This is a genomic window from Actinoplanes teichomyceticus ATCC 31121 (assembly GCF_003711105.1).
GTDB classification, from domain to species: Bacteria; Actinomycetota; Actinomycetes; order Mycobacteriales; family Micromonosporaceae; genus Actinoplanes; species Actinoplanes teichomyceticus.
Genome location: NZ_CP023865.1, coordinates 6,826,838 through 6,847,169 on the forward strand (window position 1 = coordinate 6,826,838; position 20,332 = coordinate 6,847,169).

Genomic DNA, 20,332 nt, shown 5'->3' on the forward strand with positions numbered 1-20,332 from the left:
TTCGCCGGTCAGGACGCCGCCAGCGCCTCCCAGCGCGCGCGGGTGAGGAACGCGAGCCGCGCCCGCTTGTACCCCAGATCGATCTCCGGGCCGAGCTCGAAGCCCTGCCGCCGCATCCGGGCGACGGCCTTCTCGTTGCGGATGTCCGGCTCGACGATCAGGCGGCGGGTGCCCGGGTCGCGGAACGAGAACTCCAGCAGGGCCGGCATCGCCCGGCTGGTCAGGTGCGGCAGGTGCCGGTCGCCCGCGGAGAACAGCAGGTGCACCCCGAAGTCGCCGGGAAGCACGTCGTAGCACTCGCCGACCGGGTCGTGCTCCGGCTGGTACGTCTGGAAGATGCCGACCGGCTGGGCGTCGATCCGGATCAGGTACGCGTGGTGGCTGTCCAGGCTGTCGACGAACGCGTAGATGTCGCGCACCTGCTCGACGGTGTGATCCAGCATCCCCCAGAACCGGTTGCGGGGCTGGACCACCCAGGAGTGCACCAGCTCGGCGTGCCCGACCGGGTCGAGCGGGATCAGGCTGAACTCGCCGAGATCGGTCAGCTTGCGGGTGAAGACGGCGGTCATCGTGGCTCCTGGCAGAGAACGGGATCCGGGGCGAGCCGGTCCCAGTCGGTGATCAGCGGGACCAGCTCGCCGTTCGCCCAGAGCGGCAGCTGGTCGGTGAAGTGCGGCGACTCCGGGTCGTCGGCCGCGCCGAACGGCACGACCCAGCGGCTGCGCTGCCGGTCGGTGAGGTCCCAGACGTAGCGGGCCACCGGGCCGCGCCAGCAGAGGTCGCTGACCCCGGGGATGCTGGACGTGTTGAGCACGCAGCCGGCGGAGCCGCCGAGCTCGACTCGGGGCGGCGCGCAGTCCAGCCCGGGCAGGACGAGCGGGTGCAGCAGGTGACGGGCGCCCCAGGTGCCGGCGGGCGGGTCATCGGCCAGATCCGAAACGGTCAGGCCGAGTCCGGCGAGGACCCCGTCCAGGGCGTGCCCGATCCGGGCTCGCGGGTCGGTCCACGGTGCGAAGAGCGGGTCGTACCCGGGCTCGGCGAACAGCGGCCGCAGCGCCGGGTGCTCGTGCAGGCGCCGGGCCGCCGCGGAGCGCCGGGCGGCGAGCCGGCCCGCGTCGAGCGAGCCGGCCGGCATCGAGGTGTCCATGTGGATCTGTTCGTGCGCGGCGCCGGCGTCCAGCAGCTCCCGGATCCGCCGGGCCCGGCCCGGCGGGGCGAAGTCCACCCCGTACGGCGCGGTGTCCGGCCGCCGGTCGTTGGCGTTCACCGCGCCGGTCACCGCGGCCCGGTAGGGCGCGGCCCACCCCGGCTGCCACGCGTGCCGCGGCTCCCAGGCGGGGACCGGGAGCAGCCGGTTGCGATCGTCACGCACCGGCACCCGGCCGGCGGTGAGCTGCAACAGCCGGCCCGTGCGGTCCGCCACCAGGACGCTGTTGACCGGTTCCACCCAACCGGCGAGCGCGTCGGCCACCTCGTCGGCCGTGGTGGCCCGCAGCAGCGGGAGCAGGGTGTCGAAGCCGAGGTCCGCAGCGACCCGTGCCGGGGTGCGCAGGCTCAGGTCACCGTCGATCACCGGGCCCCGCGCGGTCTCCACGACGTCGACGACGACCGGGTCACCGTCGCGTACCGTGATGGTCTCCCGGTGCCGGTGGACCGGCTCCCAGCCGGCCGGGCCGCGGGCCTGCAGGCCGTCCGGCGTCTCGCGGAACCGCTCCCGGTAGAGGTCCTGGTAATCGGCCATCGCGTTGGTGATCGCCCAGGCCACGCTGCCGGCGTGACCGAAGTGCTGGACGCCGGGCACGCCCGGGAAGGTCAGCCCGGCCACGTCGAACTCCGGGCAGGCCAGTCGGATCTGCTGGTAGACGCCGGGCAGTTCGAGCAGCCGGTGCGGGTCGCCGGCGATCGTGCCGGGCACCGCCCAGGCGTTGCTGCCGGCGCCGCCCGGGCCCTCGACCGCGAACCAGGACAGCGCGTCGGCGCCCAGCGTCGCGGCGACGTGCGCCCGCCACATCTTGTTCGGGAAGGTGCCGAACAGGATGTGCTGCACCTGGAAGACGCCGAGCGACGACCACGGGTGCCAGGCGACGCCGCCGGCCCGGACGCCGTCGGCGTAGGCGGTCAGCCACCGCCGGGTCGGCTCCGACAGCGCGTCGAAGCACCGGCGGGCGGTGTCGTCGAGCCGGGCCCGCCGGGCGAACCGGTCCCAGCCCACCTCCGCGGCGCCGGCCACCGACGCCAGCCGGCCCTCCGCGCGCAGCCGCTCCACGGTGATCTGCCGGCCACGATCGTTCGCGGTCACCCGCCCCTGCAGAAACGCCAGTTCGTCGACCGAGCCGGCGCGCAGGTGCGGGATCCCGTAGGCGTCGCGGTACACCCTCATCCGAACACGGCGATCGGGTTCTCCAGCTCACCGGCGAAGATCAGCGAGCCGGCCTGGTCGGTCAGGTCGACCATCTGCAGCGTGTTGCGCAGCTGCAGCCGGTTGAGGCAGGAGTGCTTGAAGGTCGGCCGCAGCAGGTCCAGACGCCCGGTGAGCTCCGGGTGGTCCTTGGCGTGCGCACGCACGCAGTCGCCGGCCAGCGCCCAGAACTCGCGCTCGGGCAGCACCCCGTCGGAGGCCAGGATCCCGGCCAGGTGCCGCAGGAAGCCGTCGAACACATCGGTGAACAGCGCGAGTTCCTTGATCTCGTCGGTGACGTCGATCCGGATCCGCTCCACCTCGGCGGGCAGCGGCTGGTCGTTCATCACCGCCACCTCCTCGCCGATGTCCTTCATGAACACCCGGCGCGGCACGTGGTTCTCCAGCACCAGGATCAGGTTCTCGCCGTGCGGCATGAAGGCCAGGTCGTGCCGGAGCAGGCAGTGCACGATCGGCCGCAGGTAGGCCCGGAAGTACGCGGCGACCCACTCCGCGGCGCTGCGTCCGGAGGCCGCGATCAGCGCGGACACCAGGGCGTTGCCGTCCCGGTCGCGGTGCAGGAGGCTGGCCATGGTGGCCAGCCGCTCACCCGCGGCGAGCCGCGGCACCGGGCTCTCACGCCAGAGGGCGGCGAGCATTTTCGTGTACGCGCCGGGCGTCCCGGTCCGGTGGTACGCGTCCCCGGTGTAGCCGATCGAGGCCAGCTCCCGCAGCACCCCGAAGCCGCAGGCGCGCAGCTCCTCGTCGCCGTCCACCAGCTGCCGCACCCACTCGTTGATCGGCGGGGTGGCCTGCATGTACTTCGGCGACAGCCCACGCAGGAAGCCCATGTTCTGCACCGCGATCGCGGTCTTCACGTAGTGCCGTTCGGGCCGGTCGACGTTGAAGAACGTGCGGATCGACTGCTGGGCGCGGTACCGGTCGGGGCCCTCGTCGAGCGGCACGATCGAGCGGCGGGCCACGTCCGGGGCGAACGTCACGGTGACCTTGTGCTCCCACTGCCACGGGTGGACCGGCAGGTAGCGGTAGTCGTCCGGGTCCAGCCCGTGCCCGCGCAGCTGCCGCTCGTACCGCGCGAGGGTCGGCTCGCCGAGCTCGGCGAGGTAGTGCTCGCGCTCGTCGCCGGCGGTGACGAACAGGCTCTCGTCCTTGCGCACCGCGACCCAGCGCAGCCGGACCGGCCGCCCCGCCTCCGGGGCGAAGGCCTCGTGGTCCTGCAGACCGAAACCGATCCGCCCGTTGTTGGCCACGAAGCCGGGATGGCCCTCGGTCATCGCCGCCTCGATGGTCTGGAAGTCCGCATGGACCAGCTCCGCGGCGCTCTCCCGGCGGTGGGTGACCTTCCAGGCGGTGCCAGCCAGGGTCGCGGAGATCTCCTCCAGGTACGTCCCGAGCAGCTTCTCCGGGATGCCGAGCGTCTCGCGCAGCCCGGCGATGAAGTCCAGCGCGTCGAGCGGCCCGGTCAGCGAGTCGGCGTCCACCACCCAGTGGTTGAGCGCGTACCGCCGCGCGGTGAAGGCGAGATCGCCGACGCGGTACCGGCCGGTGCCCTCGGCGATCGGCTCGATCAGCCGCTCGTGACTGAATTCGGCGATCGCCTTCGCGATCAGCCGGCGGTGCGCGTAGGCGATCGCGGCGGGCTGCAGGTGCGGCGCGCTCATCGCGTACGCGGTCCGGGTGCAGAAGCTCAGCCGGGCCACCTTGTCCCGCAGCGTGACGTGCCGCTCCTCGACGAAGCCCACCTCGGCGTTCTTCCGGGCGATCGCCTCGTTGCGCACGTCCGGCTCGACGACGACCCGGTCGACGCCGGGCTGGGCGAAGCAGAAGTCCATCACCGCGCGCATCACCGCGGAGGTGACCCCGGAGCGCTGCCGGGTCGGCGGGGCGACCAGCACGTGCATACCGAGGTCGCCGGGGCGCACCGGGTAGTGCTCGGCCAGCTCGCTGTGCGCCGGGTCGTAGGTCTCGGCCAGGAACAGCGGGGTGCCGTCGTCGTCCAGGCCGAGCCACGCGTGGTGGTGCGGGTCGGCGGCGATCCGTTCGTACTCGGCGCGGACCCGCTGCGGGTCGGCGCCCTGCAGGCCCCAGAAGTGCGACCGGGGGTGGGTCACCCACGCGTGCAGCAGCTCCAGGTCGCGGTCGAGGTCCAGGGGTACGAGGTTCATGAGGTCACCAGTTGCCGGGGAAGGTCGGCGGTCGGCGCGCCGAACTGCTGGAAGGCGATCCGCTCCTCGATCGGGTAGATCTCGTGCCCGGTCAGGCCCTTGAGGATCACCGAGTTCCGGTACGGGCCCATGCCCAGGTCCGGGGCGGTGAGGCTGTGCGTGTGCTCCTCGGCGTTCTGCACGAAGATCTCGTCGCCGTGGACGTCGACCGAGTAGTCGACGGCCACGTCGAAGCGGCCGCGGGCGTCCCACCGGATGCGGTCGCGCACCGGGTCCAGGAAGGACGGGACGCGGGCGGCGTACCCGGTGGCCAGCACCAGGCCCTGGGTGCTCGCGGTGAACGAGCGGCCCTGCTCGGAGTGGCTGAGGGTGAGCGTGTACCGGCCCTCGGCCTCGTCCCAGATCACCCCGTCCAGCTCGGCGCCGCTGAGCAGGGTGGTCGGGACCGGGCCGGCCAGGCTCTTGGCGTAGAGCGTCTCGTAGATCGCGTTGATCAGGTCGCCGCTGATGCCCTTGTAGAGGTTGCGCTGCTCGCGGGCGAGCCGGTCGCGTGCCGGCATCGGCAGCCCGTGGTGGTAGCGGATGTAGTCCGGAGAGGTCATCTCCAGGGTCAGCTTGGTGTACTCCATCGGGAAGAACCGTGGCGACCGGGTGATCCAGCTCAGGTGGTAGCCGTACGTGTCGATGTCGGCGAGCAGGTCGTGGTAGATCTCGGCGGCGCTCTGCCCGCTGCCGACCACGGTGATCGAGTCGAGCTGTTGCAGCTTCGCCTTGGTCGGCAGGTAGTCGGCGCTGTGCACGTACGGCCCCTGGTCGACGACGGCCGGGACGCGCGGCGCGGTGCCGACGCCCAGCACCAGCTTGCGCGCCCGGAACGTCTCCCCCGCGGCGTGCACCAGGTACGCCTCGCCGTCGTGGGTGACCGAGTCCACCCGGGTGTTCCAGCGGATCGCGCTCATCTGCGCCGCCACCCACTTGCAGTACGCGTTGTACTCCGCGCGCAGCGGGAAGAAGCTCTCCCGGATGTAGAACGGGTACAGCCGGCCAACCTGCTTGAGGTAGTTCAGGAAGCTGAACCGGGAGGTCGGGTCGGCCATGGTGACCAGGTCGGCCAGGAACGGGACCTGGATCGTGACACCCTCGATCATCAGGCCGGGGTGCCAGTCGAACCCGGCCCGCTGCTCCAGGAAGATCCCGTCCAGCTCGGGCCGGTCCTCGGTGAGCGCGGCCAGGCCCAGGTTGAACGGGCCGACGCCGATCGCCGCGAAGTCGTAGGTCCGCATCACACCATCACCGCCGCGTCGCTCGTGGTGGCCAGCAGGTCGCGGCCGGTGAGCCGGATCAGGTTCAGCACGTTGCTCAGGTGCTCCATCGTCGTGTTCGGGTTGAGCAGGGTGAACTTCAGCCAGTAGTGGCCGCCGATGGTGGTGCCGGCGACGATCGCCTGCCCGCCGTAGAACAGCCGCTGGCGCAGCCGGGGCATCAGCTCGTCGCACTCGGCGACGCCGACCCCCTCGGGCCGGTAGCGGAACAGCACGGTGCTCAGCGTCGGCTCGGCCACCGCCTCGAAGTCCGGGTCCGCCTGGATCGCCTGGTACACCTCGTACGCCCGGTCGACCACGGTGTCGAACATGTCGCCGATCTCGTCGGAGCCCATGGTGCGCAGGGTCATCCAGAGCTTGAGCGCGTCGAACCGCCGGGTGGTCTGCAGGCTCTTGTCGACCTGGTTGGGAACGGTGGCGGTGCGCGGGTTCAGGTAGTCGGCGTGCACCGCGATCCGGCGCAGCGTCTCGCCCCGGCGCACCACGATCGCGCTGGAGCTGACCGGCTGGAAGAAGCTCTTGTGGAAGTCGACGGTCACCGAGTCGGCGCGCTCGATGCCGTCCAGCAGGTGCCGGCGGCGGGTGGAGACCAGCAGGCCGCAGCCGTACGCGGCGTCCACGTGGAACCAGACGCCCTGCTCGGCGCAGATCGTGCCGATGGCCTCGACCGGGTCGATGCGGCCCAGGTCGGTGGTGCCGGCGGTGGCGACCACGGCCATCGGGACACCGCCGTCGCGGCGTACGTCCTCGATCGCCGCGGCCAGCGCGACCGGGTCCATCCGGCCGGTGCCGTCGGTGGCCACGCCGACCACCGCGTCCGCGGCCATGCCCAGGATCGCGGCCGACTTGCTCACGCTGAAGTGGCTCTCGGTGGTGGCGAAGATCCGCAGCCGCGGAATGTCCCGCTCCGGCCGGCCGGCCAGGGCCTCCTCCCGGGCGAGCAGCAGGGCCTGCAGGTTGGACTGGGTGCCGCCGCTGGTGAACACGCCGTCCGCGCCGGGCCCGAAGCCGATCCGCCCGGCGGTCCAGTCGATCAGCCGGCGCTCGATCAGGGTGCCGGTGGCGCTCTGGTCCCAGGTGTCGACCGAGGAGTTGATCGCGGAGATCAGCACCTCGGCGCTGAGCGCGGGGATGGCGACCGGGCAGTTCAGGTGGGCGACGTAGGTCGGCTCGTGGAACCAGACGGCGTTGTCCACGTAGAGCCGGGCGACCTCGTGCAGGGCCGCGCCGGTGTCGCCGAGCGGCCGGTCCAGGTCGACGGCGTCGACCTGCTCCTGGAGATCGGCGACGGTGGCGCCGGAGTACGGCTGCCGCACCGCCTTCACCCGGTCGGCCAGCAGTGCCGACGCGTGCCACACCCCGGACGTGTAAGCGTCCAGCGTGGACCCGGAGAAGAGATGCGGGGACACGGACCCCTCCAACGCAGCCTCCTAAGGTAACCCTTACCTAACTTGAGTGGAGGCTAACCGGCCTGACATGAATAGGAAACTTGCCCCTGGCGTCGCCGATCCTCATCGACAAGGGGGATGAGCAGCGGATCCTTGCTTCCCGGAGGGCCATGATCAGACATCAGTGATTAGACCCACAACACGATGGAGCCCGCCGCTCTTGCGGCAGGCTCCATCGATGTGCAGTACGGATCAGAACGGCGTGAACGTGATCCCGGCGGCGCGCGGGTCCCCGTCGTGGACCAGGGACTCCTGGTTGAGCACGTCGTCGAAGGCGAACGCGTACGCCTTGCCGTCGACCATGTTGGCGTGGATCACGCGGGCGTACAGGTTGGCCGGGTTGCCCTGGTAGAAGTCGGCGGCCGTGCCGCTCGGCTGGACGTCCAGCCGGCCCAGCGTGGTGCGCTGCAGGGCGGCGCAGAGAGTCCGCGCGATCGGGCCGACGACCTGGTCGTTCGGGGCGCCGAGCGCGCCGTCGCAGCCCCAGACGTTGGCGGTGGACGGCTTGGTGAACGACGCCACCGTCTTGCCCGAGGCGTCGGTGAAGCTCATGACGTCACCCGAGGTACGGCCGGTGTACTTCACGTTCGGCTGATCGGTGAACGGCGTGACGGTCAGCGACTTGCCGGCGTACGCGCTCCAGGCGGAGGCGATGTACGAGTCCAGGTAGGTCGGGCTCATCAGGCCGGCGTCGGCCGCCTTGCCCGGGGCGAGCACCCGCAGCACGGTGCCGTCCGCGCCGGTGACCACGCTCTTCGCGAAGTCCGGGTTCGCCTTGATCGCGTCGATCACCTTCTGCCGCCCGCCGGGCTTCACCTCGCCGGTCTCGCTGGTCACGCCGTTGCCGCCGGTCACGCTGACCACGTGCGGCACCGCGAACATGTCCACCTGGGAACTGTTGAGCCACAGGCCGGAGGAGTTGACGGTGAACTCGCTCCAGTCGAACAGGATGTCGTGGTTCGGGTCGCCGGACGCCCACGGCGCGGGCTGCACCAGGCCGTCGTTGGTCACCCGGAAGTCCAGCTTGCGGCCGAACGAGAAGTAGAGCCGGCCGGAGAGGTTGCGGGGCACCCGGATCGTGGTGCTCGCGCCGGTGGCCGGGCCGTCGATCGAGACGTCCGGGGCCGGGACCGGGACGGCGCCGCCTCCGGTCCACGGGGTGAACGCGCCGGACCTGTTGACGTAGCCGAGCTTGCCGGTGTCCAGGTTGACGCCGAGGACGTACAGGTGGACGGCGTCGCCGCGACCGGTCTTGTTGGTCACCGTGAGCGGGAGCGTGTCCTCCCGCGGCGGGACGCTCGCCGCCGGCTGGGCCGCGGTGCGGGTGGCCGTGGCGGTCGCGGCCGGCGCCGTGGTGGCCGGGGCCGCGGTGCGGGTGGCGGTCGCGGTCACCACCGGCGCGGCGGTCTTCGTGGTCGGCGCCGGAGCGGCCGGGCCGTCGCCCCCGCAGGGCTGACCGTTCAGCTTGCAGTTGATCGGCTGGCCACCGGCGCCGACGAATCCGAACGTCACCTTTCCGCCGACCGGAATCGCGCCGTTCCAGCTACTGTTGGTGAATGTCCGGTGACTGCCGCTGACCGCCATCTGGGTGTCCCAGAAACTGCCGATCGTCGCGCCGGCGGGCAGGTCGAATTCCACTTTCCAGGAGGTCATCGCGGACGTTCCGGTGTTGCTCACGACGACCTCGTCCTGCCAGCCGCTGCCCCAGTCGGACACCGTACGCAGGGTTGCCGTGGCCGCGGCGGCCGAGGCGGGCAGCGCGAACCAGGCGGTGCCGACCGCGGCCACGGTCGCCAACGAGGTGAGCAACAGCGTTCTTTTCCGGCGCATCAGTAATCGCCTCCGGGGAGTATGGATCGGGGGGATCACCATTATGGGTAGTCTGCGCGGAAAACGACCGGGTGTTTAAGGTTCCTTTAACGTGACGACTTTTCCGGAGGCCGATAACACTTTCGGCGAAGAAATCTTCCGGGCCGGGCGAGCCGGCCCGCAACGACGGTGAGCACCAGCCCGGACAGCGGCTGGTGCTCACCGTGCGACCCACGTTCCCGGCCGGACCCTAGTCCCGGACCAGGCGCAGCGCGGTCCAGGAGATCCGCGGCAGCGACAGGGTGACCTCGGCGCCGGAGCCGGTGACCGCGCCGGTGGGGATGTCGGCGGTCGGCCGCAGCATGACGCGGTCCGGCTCCTGGAGGGTGTTGACGGCGCGGACGTCGTCGTCGGTGAGCGTCCACGACTCGGCGACCGACAGGCCGGCGCCGAAGGCGGACAGGTCCACCGTCAGCTCCACCGGGTTCTCCAGGTCGCGGTTGACCACGAAGAGCGTCACGTCGCCGGTCGCGGGGTCGTGCGTGGCGACCGCGTCGACCAGGGCCGCCTCGCCGTAGCGGGCGGTCTCGTACGTCGGGCTGTCCACGCGGGTCTCCAGCACGTCACCCTTGGCCAGGGCGGCCGTGCGGGCGAACGGGTGGAAGACGGTCTGCCGCCAGGCCGGCCCGCCCGGCTCGGTCATGATCGGGGCGATCACGTTGACCAGCTGCGCCTGGCAGGCGGCGGTGACCCGGTCGCTGTGCCGCAGCAGCGAGATCAGCAGATTGCCGACCACCACGGCGTCCGCGACGTTGTACCGGTCCTCGATGATCCGCGGCGCGACCTCCCACTCGCTCGGCGGCGGCGCGCTCTGGAACCGGGAGAGGTACCAGACGTTCCACTCGTCGAACGAGAGGTTGATCTTCTTCTTGCTCTTCAGGCGGGCGCCGACCGCGTCCACGGTGGCCACGATGCTGTTCACGAAGTGGTCCATGTCCACCGCGCTGGCCAGGAAGGAGCCCAGGTCGCCGTCGTGCTCCTCGTAGTACGCGTGGCAGGAGACGTACTCCACCACGTCGTACGCGTGCTCCAGCACCGTCGACTCCCACGAGCCGAAGGTCGGCATCTGCGAACTGGAGCTGCCGCAGGCGACCAGTTCCAGATCCGGCTCGGCGGACTTGAGCGCCCGCGCGGTCGACGCCGCGAGCAGGCCGTACTCCTCGGCCGTCTTGTGCCCGGTCTGCCAGGGACCGTCCAGCTCGTTGCCCAGGCACCAGATCTTGATGCCGTGCGGCTTCTCCGCCCCGTTCGCCCGCCGGCGGTCGGAGAGCTCGGTGCCCTCCGGGTGGTTGATGTACTCGTGCACGTCGAGCGCCTCCTGGACGCCCCGGGTGCCGAGGTTCACCGCGTACATGATCTCGACGTCCGCCTTGGCCGCCCACCTGGCGAACTCGTCGATGCCGACCTCGTTCGTCTCGATGCTGCGCCAGGCCAGGTCACGCCGGCGTGGACGCTTCTCGACCGGGCCGGTGCCGTCCTCCCAGCGGTAGCCGGAGACGAAGTTGCCGCCCGGGTAGCGGACCATGGTGACGCCCAGCTCGCGGGCCAGCGCCAGCACGTCGGTACGGAAGCCGTCCTCGTCGGCGCTCGGGTGGCCGGGCTCGTAGATGCCGGTGTAGACGCAGCGGCCCATGTGCTCGACGAACGAGCCGAAGGTGCGGCGGTTGACCGGCGCGACCACGGCGGCCGGATTCAATGCGACACGCGCACGGTGCATTTCGGTTCCTTGGAGAGAGAAGGAGCGGGGACGTTGCGGGTCACTTCACGGCACCGATGGTCAGGCCACCACGCCAGTACCGCTGCAACATCAGGAACGCGGCGATCAACGGGATGATGGCCACCAGCGCCCCGGTCACGATCACGTTGAAGGTCGCGGCGCCGCCGTTACCCATGATCGCGGACATGTACCAGGTGCGCAGCCCGACGGTGAGCGGGTAGAGCCGGTCGTCGCTGAGCATGACCAGCGGCAGGAAGAAGTTGTTCCAGGACGCGACCATGCTGAACAGCAGCACGGTGACCAGGGCTGGCCGCATGGCCGGCAGCGCCACACTGCGGAACACGCGCAGCTCGCCCGCGCCGTCGATCCGGGCCGCCTCCAGCATCTCGTCCGGGATGGAGTCGTGCACGTAGACCCGCAGCAGGTAGACGCCGAACGGGTTGAGCAGCGACGGCAGGATCACCGCCCAGATCGAGTCCACCATGTTCGCCTGCGACATCAGCAGGTAGGTGGGCAGCACCAGCGCCGTCGCCGGCACCATGATCAGGCCGAGGAGCAGCGCGAAGAGCCCGTTGCGGCCGGGGAAGCGCAGCTTGGCGAAGGCGTATCCGGCCAGCGCCGAGATGACCGTCGAGCCGACGCCGCTGACCACCGCGTAGAACGCCGAGTTGCGCAGCCAGGTCAGGTAGACCCCGTTGTCCTGGTGGAACAGCAGCTTGAGGTTCTCGATCAGGTGGAAGTCGGAGAACCACAGGGACGCCGACTGGAACAGCCCGTCGTTGTTCTTGGTCGCGGCCACCAGCAGCCACCAGAACGGGAGCAGGAAGTAGACGGCCAGCAGGCCCATCACCACGTGGGCGGCAGCGCTGCCTTTCCGGGAACTCATCGCAGCGCGCTCCGTTTCCGGGTGGCGAAGAGGAAGATGTACGACCCGACGAAGACCACCGCGCCGAGCAGGAACGAGATCGCGGCCGAGTAGTTGTACTGCTGGAACGAGAACGCCTGGTTGTAGGCGTACACGTTGGGCGTGTAGTGCTGGGTGATCGCGCCCGGGTTGAGCGGTTGCAGGATCAGCGGCTCGGTGAAGAACTGCAGGGTTCCCATGATGGTGAACAGCGTCGCCAGGATCAGCGCCGAGGAGATCATCGGCGTCTTGATCCGCAGCGCGATCTGCACCTGGCCCGCACCGTCGATCTTCGCGGACTCGTAGACCTCCCTGGGCAGGCCCTGCAACGCCGCGTACAGGACGATCATGTTGTAGCCGGCCCACTGCCAGGTGGTGATGTTGCCGAGCGACGCCAGCACGGTGTCACCGGAGACGAAGTTGACGCCGGTCCAGGACAGCGGCCCGATGCTCTTGCTGTAGAGGAAACCCCACATCAGGGTGCCGATCACCACCGGCACCGCGTAGGGAACGAAGGCGGCGAGCCGGAAGAACCGGGAGAACCGTGAGGTCGCCGCGTCGATCAGCAGGGCCGCGAGCAGGGCGATGCCGATCATCACCGGCGTCTGGATCAGCCCGAAGATCAGCACCCGGACCACGCCCTGGCGGACCAGCGGATCGTCGATCGCCTGCCGGTAGTTGTCCAGGAAGGCGAAGACCTCGCCCTCGATCAGGGTGGAGCGGTAGAGGCTGATCTTGAACGCGTACGCCATCGGCAGCAGCAGGAAGGCGACCAGCAGGACGGCGAACGGCAGGACGAAGAGCCAGCCGATCGCGGACTGCTTGGCGCTCGCCAGCCGCCGGCCCGGCGCCTTCGCGCCCGTGCGGGGCGGGGGGCCCGCGACCGCCGGAGCGGCGGCCGCGGACTCGGTACGAACCTCGGACATTACTGGACCTTGAAGCCCTGCTGGGTGGCGTAGGTCCTGATGTTCGCCTGCGCGGTGTCCAGCGCCGCGGTCCAGGAGGTCTTCTTCTCGATCGCCTGGTTCAGGCCGGTGGTCAGCTGACTGAAGTTGTAGCTGTTGAACGGACTCCAGGAGAACGGACCGATCGCCTTGTAGGCCGGCACGAACACCTCGTTCACCTTCTGGCCGCCGAAGAAGTCGTACTCCTTCTTCATGAAGGCGTCCGACTCCAGGACCGGCGTGGCGGTCGGGAACAGGAACGCCTTGTCGATACCGATCTTCCAGGCCTCGGTGTTCTTGGCGCCGAAGATCTCCATGGCGGCCTTGGCCGCGACGTCCGGGTACTTCGCCTGGTCGGTCACCGCGAAGGAGGAGCCACCCCAGTCACCCTGCGCGTTGGCGCCGGCGGTCCACTGCGGCAGCGGGGCGACCTTCCACTTGCCGGACGACTTCGCGGCGTTCGCCTGGATGTAGCCCGGGCCCCAGCCGGCCGCGAGGTAGGTGGCGTACTTCTCGGTGCCGAGACCGTTGTAGAAGTCGGTGGTGTGGAACGCCGTGGTGTCGGCGAGACCCGCGCCGGTCATGCCCTCCCAGTACTCGATGACCTTCTTGGCCTCGGCGCTGTTGACGTTCACACCGATGTTCGACGGGTTGGCGACGTCGTAGGTGTAGGGCTGGGCGCCGGCCTGCCACATCAGGCCGGTCATGAAGCCGCCGTCGTTGGCGCCGAAGTCGGTGATGAACGACTTGCCACCGGACGCGGTCTTCAGCTTCTCCGCCTGCTGCCTGTACTCGTCCCAGGTCTTCGGCACGGTCAGGCCGTATTTGGCGAAGATGTCCGCGCGGTACATCATCGCCATCGGGCCGGCGTCGACCGGGATGGCGTAGACGTGGTCACCGGTGCTGACCTGCTTCCACGCCCAGTCGACGTAGTCGTCCTTGACGTCGTTCGCGCCGTACCTGCCCAGGTCGACCAGGTGCTTGGTGAGCTGGAAGGTGGGGATCTCCTGCAGCTCCAGCTGCACCACGTCGGGCGCGCCCTTACCGGCCTTGAGCGCGGTCTGCAGCTTGGTGTACTGGTCCTGGCCGGTGCCCGCGTTCGTCCACTCGATCTTGATGTCGGTGTGGGTCCTGTTGAACAGGTCGACGACGCTCTGGAACTCCGGGTACCACGCCCAGACCTTGACGGTGACCGGACCGCTGGGCTTCTCCGGGGCCGCACCGGAGTCGCTGCTGCACGCGACCATCGTCACGGCGCTGAAAGCAGCGACCGCCGTCACGACTGATCGCCGCAGGCTTCGCTTTAGACTAAAGTTTCTGACGTTCACTGGGTCCTCACAGGGGGGGGCTGGTTTCTCGCAGAAGCCGGTTCTCACCGCGCTCCGGGTTCACGTACCGGCGCTCTACGTACTCAGTTCGGACATGTCGGTTATCGCCGGCCCGCGGTGCTGGCACACCGAGGGCCGGCCACTGTCTATCAGGGCTGGCCAACGCGCCGCAAAGCCTTCCCACCAGCAGTTATGAGGCTCATGGGCGAGTGTTGCTAGGATTTTGCAGCGCTGCAAAACAGCATGCACGGACGTCCAATCGACGGCAAGGGGTAACCTGCCGGAAACTTGGCGCGGGCGGAGGGGGCACATTGCGTCGAGAAGTCACGCTACGTGACGTGGCGGAGCTGGCTGGCGTATCCAGCCGAACCGTCTCCAACGTGGTGAACGGGTACGCCAACGTCACCGAACGGACCCGGGTCCGGGTGCAGCGCGCCGTGGAGGAGCTCGGCTACCGGCCGAACGTGCTGGCCCGCAACCTGGCACAGGGCCGCTCCGGGCAGATCGCGCTGGTGGTGCCGTACCTGGACACGCCGTACTTCTCGGAGCTGCTGCAGAGCGTGATCCGGGTAGCCCGGGCACGCGGCTACAACGTGTTGATCGACCAGACCGACGGCGACGCCGAACACGAACGCGCGTTCATCGCGCACGGCTCGCGCCGGCTGCTCTTCGACGGGGTCATCTTCAGCCCGCTCGGCCTCGACCAGCAGGCCCTGGCCGACCGCGACCCGAACCTGCCGCTGGTGGTGCTCGGCGAGCGCAGCAGCGACGGCACGTTCGACCACGTCGGCATCGACGACGTGGCCGCGTCCCGGCAGGCCACCGAGCACCTGCTCGACCTGGGCCGGCGCCGGCTGGCCGCGATCGGCGACCAGCCGTACGCCACCGGCGAGGCGGCCCAGCTGCGCACCCGCGGCTTCCGCGAGGCCCACGAGGCGCGCGGCCTGACCGCCCGGGAAGACCTGATCATCAGTACGCCCCGGTTCAACCGCAGGGACGGCGCGCAGGCGATGGCCCGTCTGCTCGACCGCGAGGATCCGCCGGACGCCGTCTTCTGCTACTCCGACCTGGTCGCCCTCGGCGCGATCCACACCCTGATCAGCCGGGGCCTGCGGGTGCCCGAGGACGTGGCGGTGATCGGCTACGACGACATCGAGGACGGGGCGTACTCCAACCCGACCGTCACCACCATCTCCCCGGACAAGGAGATGATCGCGACCACCGCGGTCGAACGGCTGCTGCTGCGGATCGGCAGCCCCCTCCCGCCGCCGGGGGTCGAGCTGCGCGCCCCGCACCGGCTCATCGTCCGCGAGAGCACGGCCGGGCGGGCCGCGAGCGCCGTCCACCGAGGAACGCCGCCGATGTGGTGAGCGCTCCATGCGTGCCGGAGCGAGCACCAGCCGCGGCGAGCGTGCCCGACGCGACACCCCGCCCGCCCTGACCGGCACCGGCTTCGATCCAGCCCCCGCCCACCACGGATGTCACCGAGATGACCGCCCGGGTTGCCGCGTGGAGCCTGCGCACGGCACGCCTGTTCACCAGTTGGCGACCGCACGGCTGACCGAGCATGGCCTGCTTGCCGACCGACGCCCGGGCCTGGTCGCCGCGCCGGGTGCGGGACGCCCGGCGACGTCGCGCACCCCGCCTGAGCCGCCTCAGGTCCTCGGCTCCTCCGGGGTCTCCAGGCCGGCCCGCTCGTCCCGGTCCGCCCACTCCAGCAGGGTGTCCAGCGAGTGGTGCACGTCGTCGATGGCGGCGTGCAGGTCGCCGAGCCGGGCGAAACGCGCCGGCACCGTGCCGATGGTGAGCTCCTGCGGCTCCACGTCGGCGACCTCGTCCCAGGTGATCGGGGTGGAGACGGTCGCCCGGGGCACGCCACGCACCGAGTACGCGCTGGCGACGGTGTGGTCACGGGCGTTCTGGTTGTAGTCGATGAACAGCGCCCGGGGATCCCGGTCCCGGCGCCACCAGGTGGTGGTGACGTCGTCCGGGACGCGGCGCTCCACCTCGCGGGCGAAGGCGAGCGCCGCCCGGCGTACCTCGGAGAAGCCCCACCGCGGCTCGATCCGCACGTAGACGTGCAGGCCACGGCCGCCTGAGGTCTTCGGGAAACCGGTGATGCCCAGCTCGCCGAGCACCTCCCGGACCACCGGGGCGACCCGGCGCACGGTCGGGAACGGGCAGTCCGGCATCGGATCGAGGTCGATCCGCCACTCGTCCGGGCGCTCGGTGTCGGCCCGCCGGGAGTTCCACGGATGAAACTCCACGGTGGACATCTGGACCGCCCAGATCACGTCGGCCGGCTTGGTCACGCACAGCTCGTCGGCGTGCCGGTGATGGCGCGGGAACTCCACCCGGACCGTCTCCAGCCAGGGTGGCGCGCCGTTGGGCACCCGCTTCTGATGCACCTTCCCCCCGGCCAGGCCGTCCGGGAAGCGGTGCAGCATGCACGGGCGCTCGCGCAGCGCGCGGACGATCCCGTCGCTCACCGCCAGGTAGTACTCGACCAGGTCGAGCTTGGTGGCGCCGAGCTCCGGGAAGTAGACCCGGTCCGGGTTGGAGACCCGCACGTCGTGGTCGCCGACTTCGATGACGGTGGCTTTACCGGCCATCTGATCAACCTAACCCAGCCAGGCGTCCTCCAGGTCGAGAAGCAGGGTGTCACCGGAATCCAGCAGGTCCAGCAGCGGGCCGATGCGGGGCAGCTCGTGGGTGACGAAGTAGCGGGCGGCGAGCCGTTTGCCGGCGTAGAAGTCGCCGTCCTTCCCGTCCGCCACGAGCAGCTGCTCCAGCCACATCCAGGCGATCACCAGGTGGCCCGCCGCGTCGAGGTAGGCGGTGGCGTTGGCCAGCGCCGCCGCCGGGTCGCCGGCCGCCCAGAGCGTGGCCGTGGTCGCCGCCAGCCGGTCGCAGGCGGCCAGCACCGGGGCGCCCAGGGCGTCCGGGGCCCGGCCGGCGGTCGCCCGGATCCGCTCCAGCAGCAGGGCCAGCCCGGCCCCGCCGCGCATGACCACCTTGCGGCCGAGCAGGTCCAGCGCCTGGATGCCGTCGGTGCCCTCGTGGATCGAGTTCAGCCGGTTGTCCCGGTAGAACTGCTCGACCGGGTACTCCCGGGTGTAGCCGTAGCCGCCGTGGATCTGGATGGCATGGTCGTCGGCGAGCCGGCACCACTGCGCCGGCCACGCCTTGACGATCGGCGTGAGCACGTCGAGGAGCAGGTCGTTCTCCGGCGACGGCTCGTCCAGCAGCTTCGCGCACCACAGCACCAGGGCCAGACCGCCTTCGACGTACGACTTGCTGGCCAGCAGCATCCGGCGTACGTCGGGGTGCTCGACGATCGGCACCGGGGGCGCCGCCGGGTCCTTGCCGGCGACCGGGCGGCCCTGCTGCCGCTCCCGGGCGTACGCCAGGGCGTGCAGGTAGCCGGTGTAGCCGAGCGCGACCGCGCCGGCGCCGACACCGATCCGCGCCTCGTTCATCATGTGGAACATGTACTGCAGCCCGCGGCCCGGTTCACCGACCAGATAGCCGGTGGCGTCCTCGAACGCCAGCACCGTGTTCGTGGTGCCGCGGTAACCCATCTTGTGGTTGAGCCCGGCCAGCGTGACGCCGTTGCGCTCGCCCGACTCCAGCAGCAGCTTCGGGACGATGAACAGCGACAGGCCCTTGACCCCGGGCGGCGCCCCGGCCACCCGGGCCAGCACCAAATGGATGATGTTCTCGCTCAGCTCGTGGTCGCCGCCGGAGATCCACATCTTGCCGCCGGTGATCCGGTAGGTGCCGTCCCCGGCGGGCACGGCCCGCGTCGTCACGTCGCTCAGCGACGACCCGGCCTGCGGCTCGGACAGGCACATCGTGCCGGTGAACCGGCCCTCGATCATCGGTCGGACGAACCGCTCGATCTGCTCCTCGGAGCCGTGGGCGAGCAGCAGGCGCGCGTTCCCGCCGGTGAGCATCGCGTACGCCGAGGTGGCCGTGTTGGCCGCCTGGAACCAGAGGAAGCAGGCCCGCTGCACCACGTGCGGCAGTTGCAGCCCGCCGCGCTCGGCGTCCATGGTCGCGCCGAGCAGGCCGGACTCGGCGAACACCCGCAGCGCGTGCGACACCTCCGGGATGATCTCCACGCGGTCGCCGTCGAAGGTCGGCTCGTGCAGGTCGCTCGTGCGGTTGTGCGGCGCGAAGTCGCGCTCGGCGATCTGCTGGGACACGTCCAGGAACGCGTCGAACGTCTCCCGGGAGTGCTCGGCGAACCGCTTCCGAGCGGTGAGCGCCTCGACGTCGAGCCATTCGTAGAGCAGGAAGTCGAGATCGCGCCGGGACAGCACCTTGGAATTCATGCACCCAGTGTGCACTAACTTAGTCCAGCGCGCGGTGCCTGCCGACCCGCTCCGTCCCGGGGCGCAGCGCTCGGCTGCCACCGGCACGCTTGATCTCGTACATCGCATGGTCCGCGGCGCGCAGCGCGGCGTCCGGATCCTCGGCCGGGGTGGCCAGGTGCACGCCGACGCTCGCGCCGATGGTGACGTGCCGGCCGGCGATCCGGAACGGCATCTCCACCACCTGCCGCACCCGCTGCGACGTCGCCGCCACGTCGTCCGGGCTCACCACCCCCGGCATCAGCACCACGAACTCGTCGCCGCCCACCCGGGCCAGCACGTCGCCGGCCCGGATGCAGCCGCTGAGCCGCTCGGCCACCTGGCGCAGCAACTCGTCCCCCGCCTCGTGCCCGTACGCGTCGTTGATCGGCTTGAATCCGTCCAGGTCGACGAAGAGCACGGCCACCGGATCGCAGCGCAGCGAGGAGCCGAGCGCGTCCTGCATCCGGCGCCGGTTCGGCAGGCCGGTCAGCGGGTCGTGCTGCGCCTCGTGCGCCAGCCGCTCCTGGAACGCCCGGTTCTCCGAGATGTCCCGGGCGTTGATCACCACGCCGGTCAGCGCCGGATTGGCCATCTGGTTGGACGCGGTGAAGTCGAACCAGCGGTAGTGCCCGCTCGCCGACCGCACCCGGCACTGCAGGCGGTGCACCCCGGCCGGATCGGTCAGCAGCGCCTCCAGGTGCTCCCGCATCTGCTCCCGGTCGTCCGGGTGCACCAGGTCGAAGACGCTGTGCCCGTTCATCTGGCCCGGCTCGAACCCGAGGATCGCCTCCGAACTGGGGCTCGTGAAGATCATCCGACTGTCCCGGTCGATCACCGTGACCACGTCCGGGGCGTGCTGGAACAGCGCGTGGAACCGCTCGTCGGCGCGACGCCGCTGGATCTGGGTGCGGTAGCCGAGGACCGAGATGCCGACCACGCCGATCAGCAGCATGGCGATCAGCGTGATGTTCACCGTCTGGCTGCGGCTGTGCACCGCGCCGTCGAACGACGATTTCGTCTCGGCGCGCACGTAGGAGTAGCCGCTGGGCAGGCCGCCGACCACGATCGCGATCATCGCGGCGCCGCCCGAACGGTACTCGACGAACCGGGTGTCGCGCCCGCCCAGCGCGGCCACGATCGCCGCGTCGACCCGGCCGCCGATCCGGCCCGGCTCGCTGCTGGCGGCGACCACGCCGGCGCCGTCCACCACGTCGGTGCGGTGGTCGGCACTGGACAGCTGGACCGTGTAGTTCTGCAGCGAGGTGGTGGCCACCTGGTTGAGTCCGATCAGGAAGCCCACCGGAGCACTGCTGACCAGGACCGGGACGGCCACCGCGGCGAGCGGGACGCCGTCCACCGTCATCACCGAGGAGAACGCGACCCCGGCGCCGCCGGTGAGCTGCGCGCGCATCGGCGCCCAGCCGGCGTCGTCGGCGGGCGGCACCCCGGTGGCCCGGCTGCTGGTCAGGACCTTGCCGCTCAGGTCGGTCAGCAGCATCCCGTACTGGAAGGTGAGACTCTTCGCGGCGGCGTTGACGAGCACGGCCCGGTCGTGCTCACCGCCCGGCGCCAGCGCCAGCGTGTGCTCGGCCAGCACCTCGACCAGCTCCTGCGCGGAGAGCAGCTGCAACTGCCCGGTCAGGGTGGCGTTGTTGGTGGCCAGTTCGGTGCTGTCGGAACGGTGCACCGCGTCGGCGGCGCTCAGCGCGCGCCGGTTGACCACGATGGCGATCCCGCCGGCCGCCGCCAGCAGCAGCACGCTGACCACCACGGCGATCCAGTTCCGTACCCGCATCACACCTCCTCGTCACCGCAAGTCATCGGCAGCGTGAAGCCCGGCTGAATGAACCGCGGGAAC

14 protein-coding genes are annotated in these 20,332 nt (G+C 70.5%); 1 reads left to right on the plus strand and 13 read right to left on the minus strand.

Annotated features, from left to right (window positions below; all coding sequences use genetic code 11):
• Positions 1-8 precede the first annotated feature (8 nt).
• The 10 genes from ACTEI_RS29915 to ACTEI_RS29960 form a co-directional block, all read right to left on the minus strand.
• Positions 9-569 (minus strand): GNAT family N-acetyltransferase, encoded by a 561-nt coding sequence (locus ACTEI_RS29915; RefSeq protein ID WP_122980695.1) that lies wholly within the window; start codon positions 567-569, stop codon positions 9-11.
• Positions 566-2,380, minus strand: a complete 1,815-nt coding sequence (locus ACTEI_RS29920) for a penicillin acylase family protein (protein WP_122980696.1) — start codon at positions 2,378-2,380, stop codon at positions 566-568. The genes ACTEI_RS29915 and ACTEI_RS29920 overlap by 4 nt, the downstream gene beginning before the upstream one ends.
• Complete coding sequence (locus ACTEI_RS29925) at positions 2,377-4,584, minus strand: GNAT family N-acetyltransferase (protein WP_122980697.1); 2,208 nt, start codon at positions 4,582-4,584, stop codon at positions 2,377-2,379. The genes ACTEI_RS29920 and ACTEI_RS29925 overlap by 4 nt, the downstream gene beginning before the upstream one ends.
• On the minus strand, positions 4,581-5,867 hold the full coding sequence (locus tag ACTEI_RS29930) for a lysine N(6)-hydroxylase/L-ornithine N(5)-oxygenase family protein (RefSeq protein ID WP_122980698.1): 1,287 nt from the start codon (positions 5,865-5,867) through the stop codon (positions 4,581-4,583). The genes ACTEI_RS29925 and ACTEI_RS29930 overlap by 4 nt, the downstream gene beginning before the upstream one ends.
• Entirely contained in the window at positions 5,867-7,315 is a 1,449-nt protein-coding gene (locus ACTEI_RS29935; protein ID WP_122980699.1) for a pyridoxal phosphate-dependent decarboxylase family protein, read from the minus strand. The genes ACTEI_RS29930 and ACTEI_RS29935 overlap by 1 nt, the downstream gene beginning before the upstream one ends.
• A 231-nt stretch (positions 7,316-7,546) precedes the next feature.
• Positions 7,547-9,184: a beta-1,3-glucanase family protein gene (locus ACTEI_RS29940; protein WP_239082086.1), complete on the minus strand. Its 1,638-nt coding sequence runs from the start codon at positions 9,182-9,184 to the stop codon at positions 7,547-7,549.
• A gap of 229 nt (positions 9,185-9,413) precedes the next feature.
• Positions 9,414-10,940, minus strand: coding sequence for an arabinosylfuranosidase ArfA (arfA, locus tag ACTEI_RS29945; protein ID WP_122980701.1), 1,527 nt, complete (start codon positions 10,938-10,940; stop codon positions 9,414-9,416).
• 40 nt (positions 10,941-10,980) lie between these two features.
• Positions 10,981-11,826 carry a carbohydrate ABC transporter permease gene (locus tag ACTEI_RS29950; protein WP_122980702.1) on the minus strand — a complete coding sequence of 282 codons (846 nt, stop codon included), beginning with the start codon at positions 11,824-11,826 and terminating at the stop codon, positions 10,981-10,983.
• A complete protein-coding gene (locus ACTEI_RS29955) occupies positions 11,823-12,770 on the minus strand; it encodes a carbohydrate ABC transporter permease (protein ID WP_122980703.1) in 948 nt (315 codons plus the stop codon). Before ACTEI_RS29955 ends, ACTEI_RS29950 begins: the two co-directional genes overlap by 4 nt.
• The gene (locus ACTEI_RS29960) at positions 12,770-14,035 is read right to left on the minus strand and encodes an ABC transporter substrate-binding protein (protein ID WP_122980704.1); all 1,266 of its coding nucleotides are present in this window, start codon (positions 14,033-14,035) and stop codon (positions 12,770-12,772) included. The genes ACTEI_RS29955 and ACTEI_RS29960 overlap by 1 nt, the downstream gene beginning before the upstream one ends.
• Before the next feature lie 392 nt (positions 14,036-14,427).
• Between ACTEI_RS29960 and ACTEI_RS29965 the strand changes: the two genes are divergently transcribed.
• A complete protein-coding gene (locus tag ACTEI_RS29965) occupies positions 14,428-15,486 on the plus strand; it encodes a LacI family DNA-binding transcriptional regulator (protein ID WP_122980705.1) in 1,059 nt (352 codons plus the stop codon).
• A gap of 285 nt (positions 15,487-15,771) precedes the next feature.
• On the opposite strand, the gene ligD is transcribed toward ACTEI_RS29965, so the two are convergent.
• From ligD to ACTEI_RS29980, 3 genes are read right to left on the minus strand one after another with little or no spacing between them, the layout of a single operon-like run.
• A complete protein-coding gene (gene ligD / locus ACTEI_RS29970; protein ID WP_122980706.1) occupies positions 15,772-16,728 on the minus strand; it encodes a non-homologous end-joining DNA ligase in 957 nt (318 codons plus the stop codon).
• 9 nt (positions 16,729-16,737) lie between these two features.
• Positions 16,738-18,453 (minus strand): acyl-CoA dehydrogenase, encoded by a 1,716-nt coding sequence (locus ACTEI_RS29975; RefSeq protein ID WP_122980707.1) that lies wholly within the window; start codon positions 18,451-18,453, stop codon positions 16,738-16,740.
• A gap of 19 nt (positions 18,454-18,472) precedes the next feature.
• Positions 18,473-20,269 carry a sensor domain-containing diguanylate cyclase gene (locus tag ACTEI_RS29980; RefSeq protein WP_122980708.1) on the minus strand — a complete coding sequence of 599 codons (1,797 nt, stop codon included), beginning with the start codon at positions 20,267-20,269 and terminating at the stop codon, positions 18,473-18,475.
• Between the last annotated feature and the right edge of the window lie 63 nt (positions 20,270-20,332).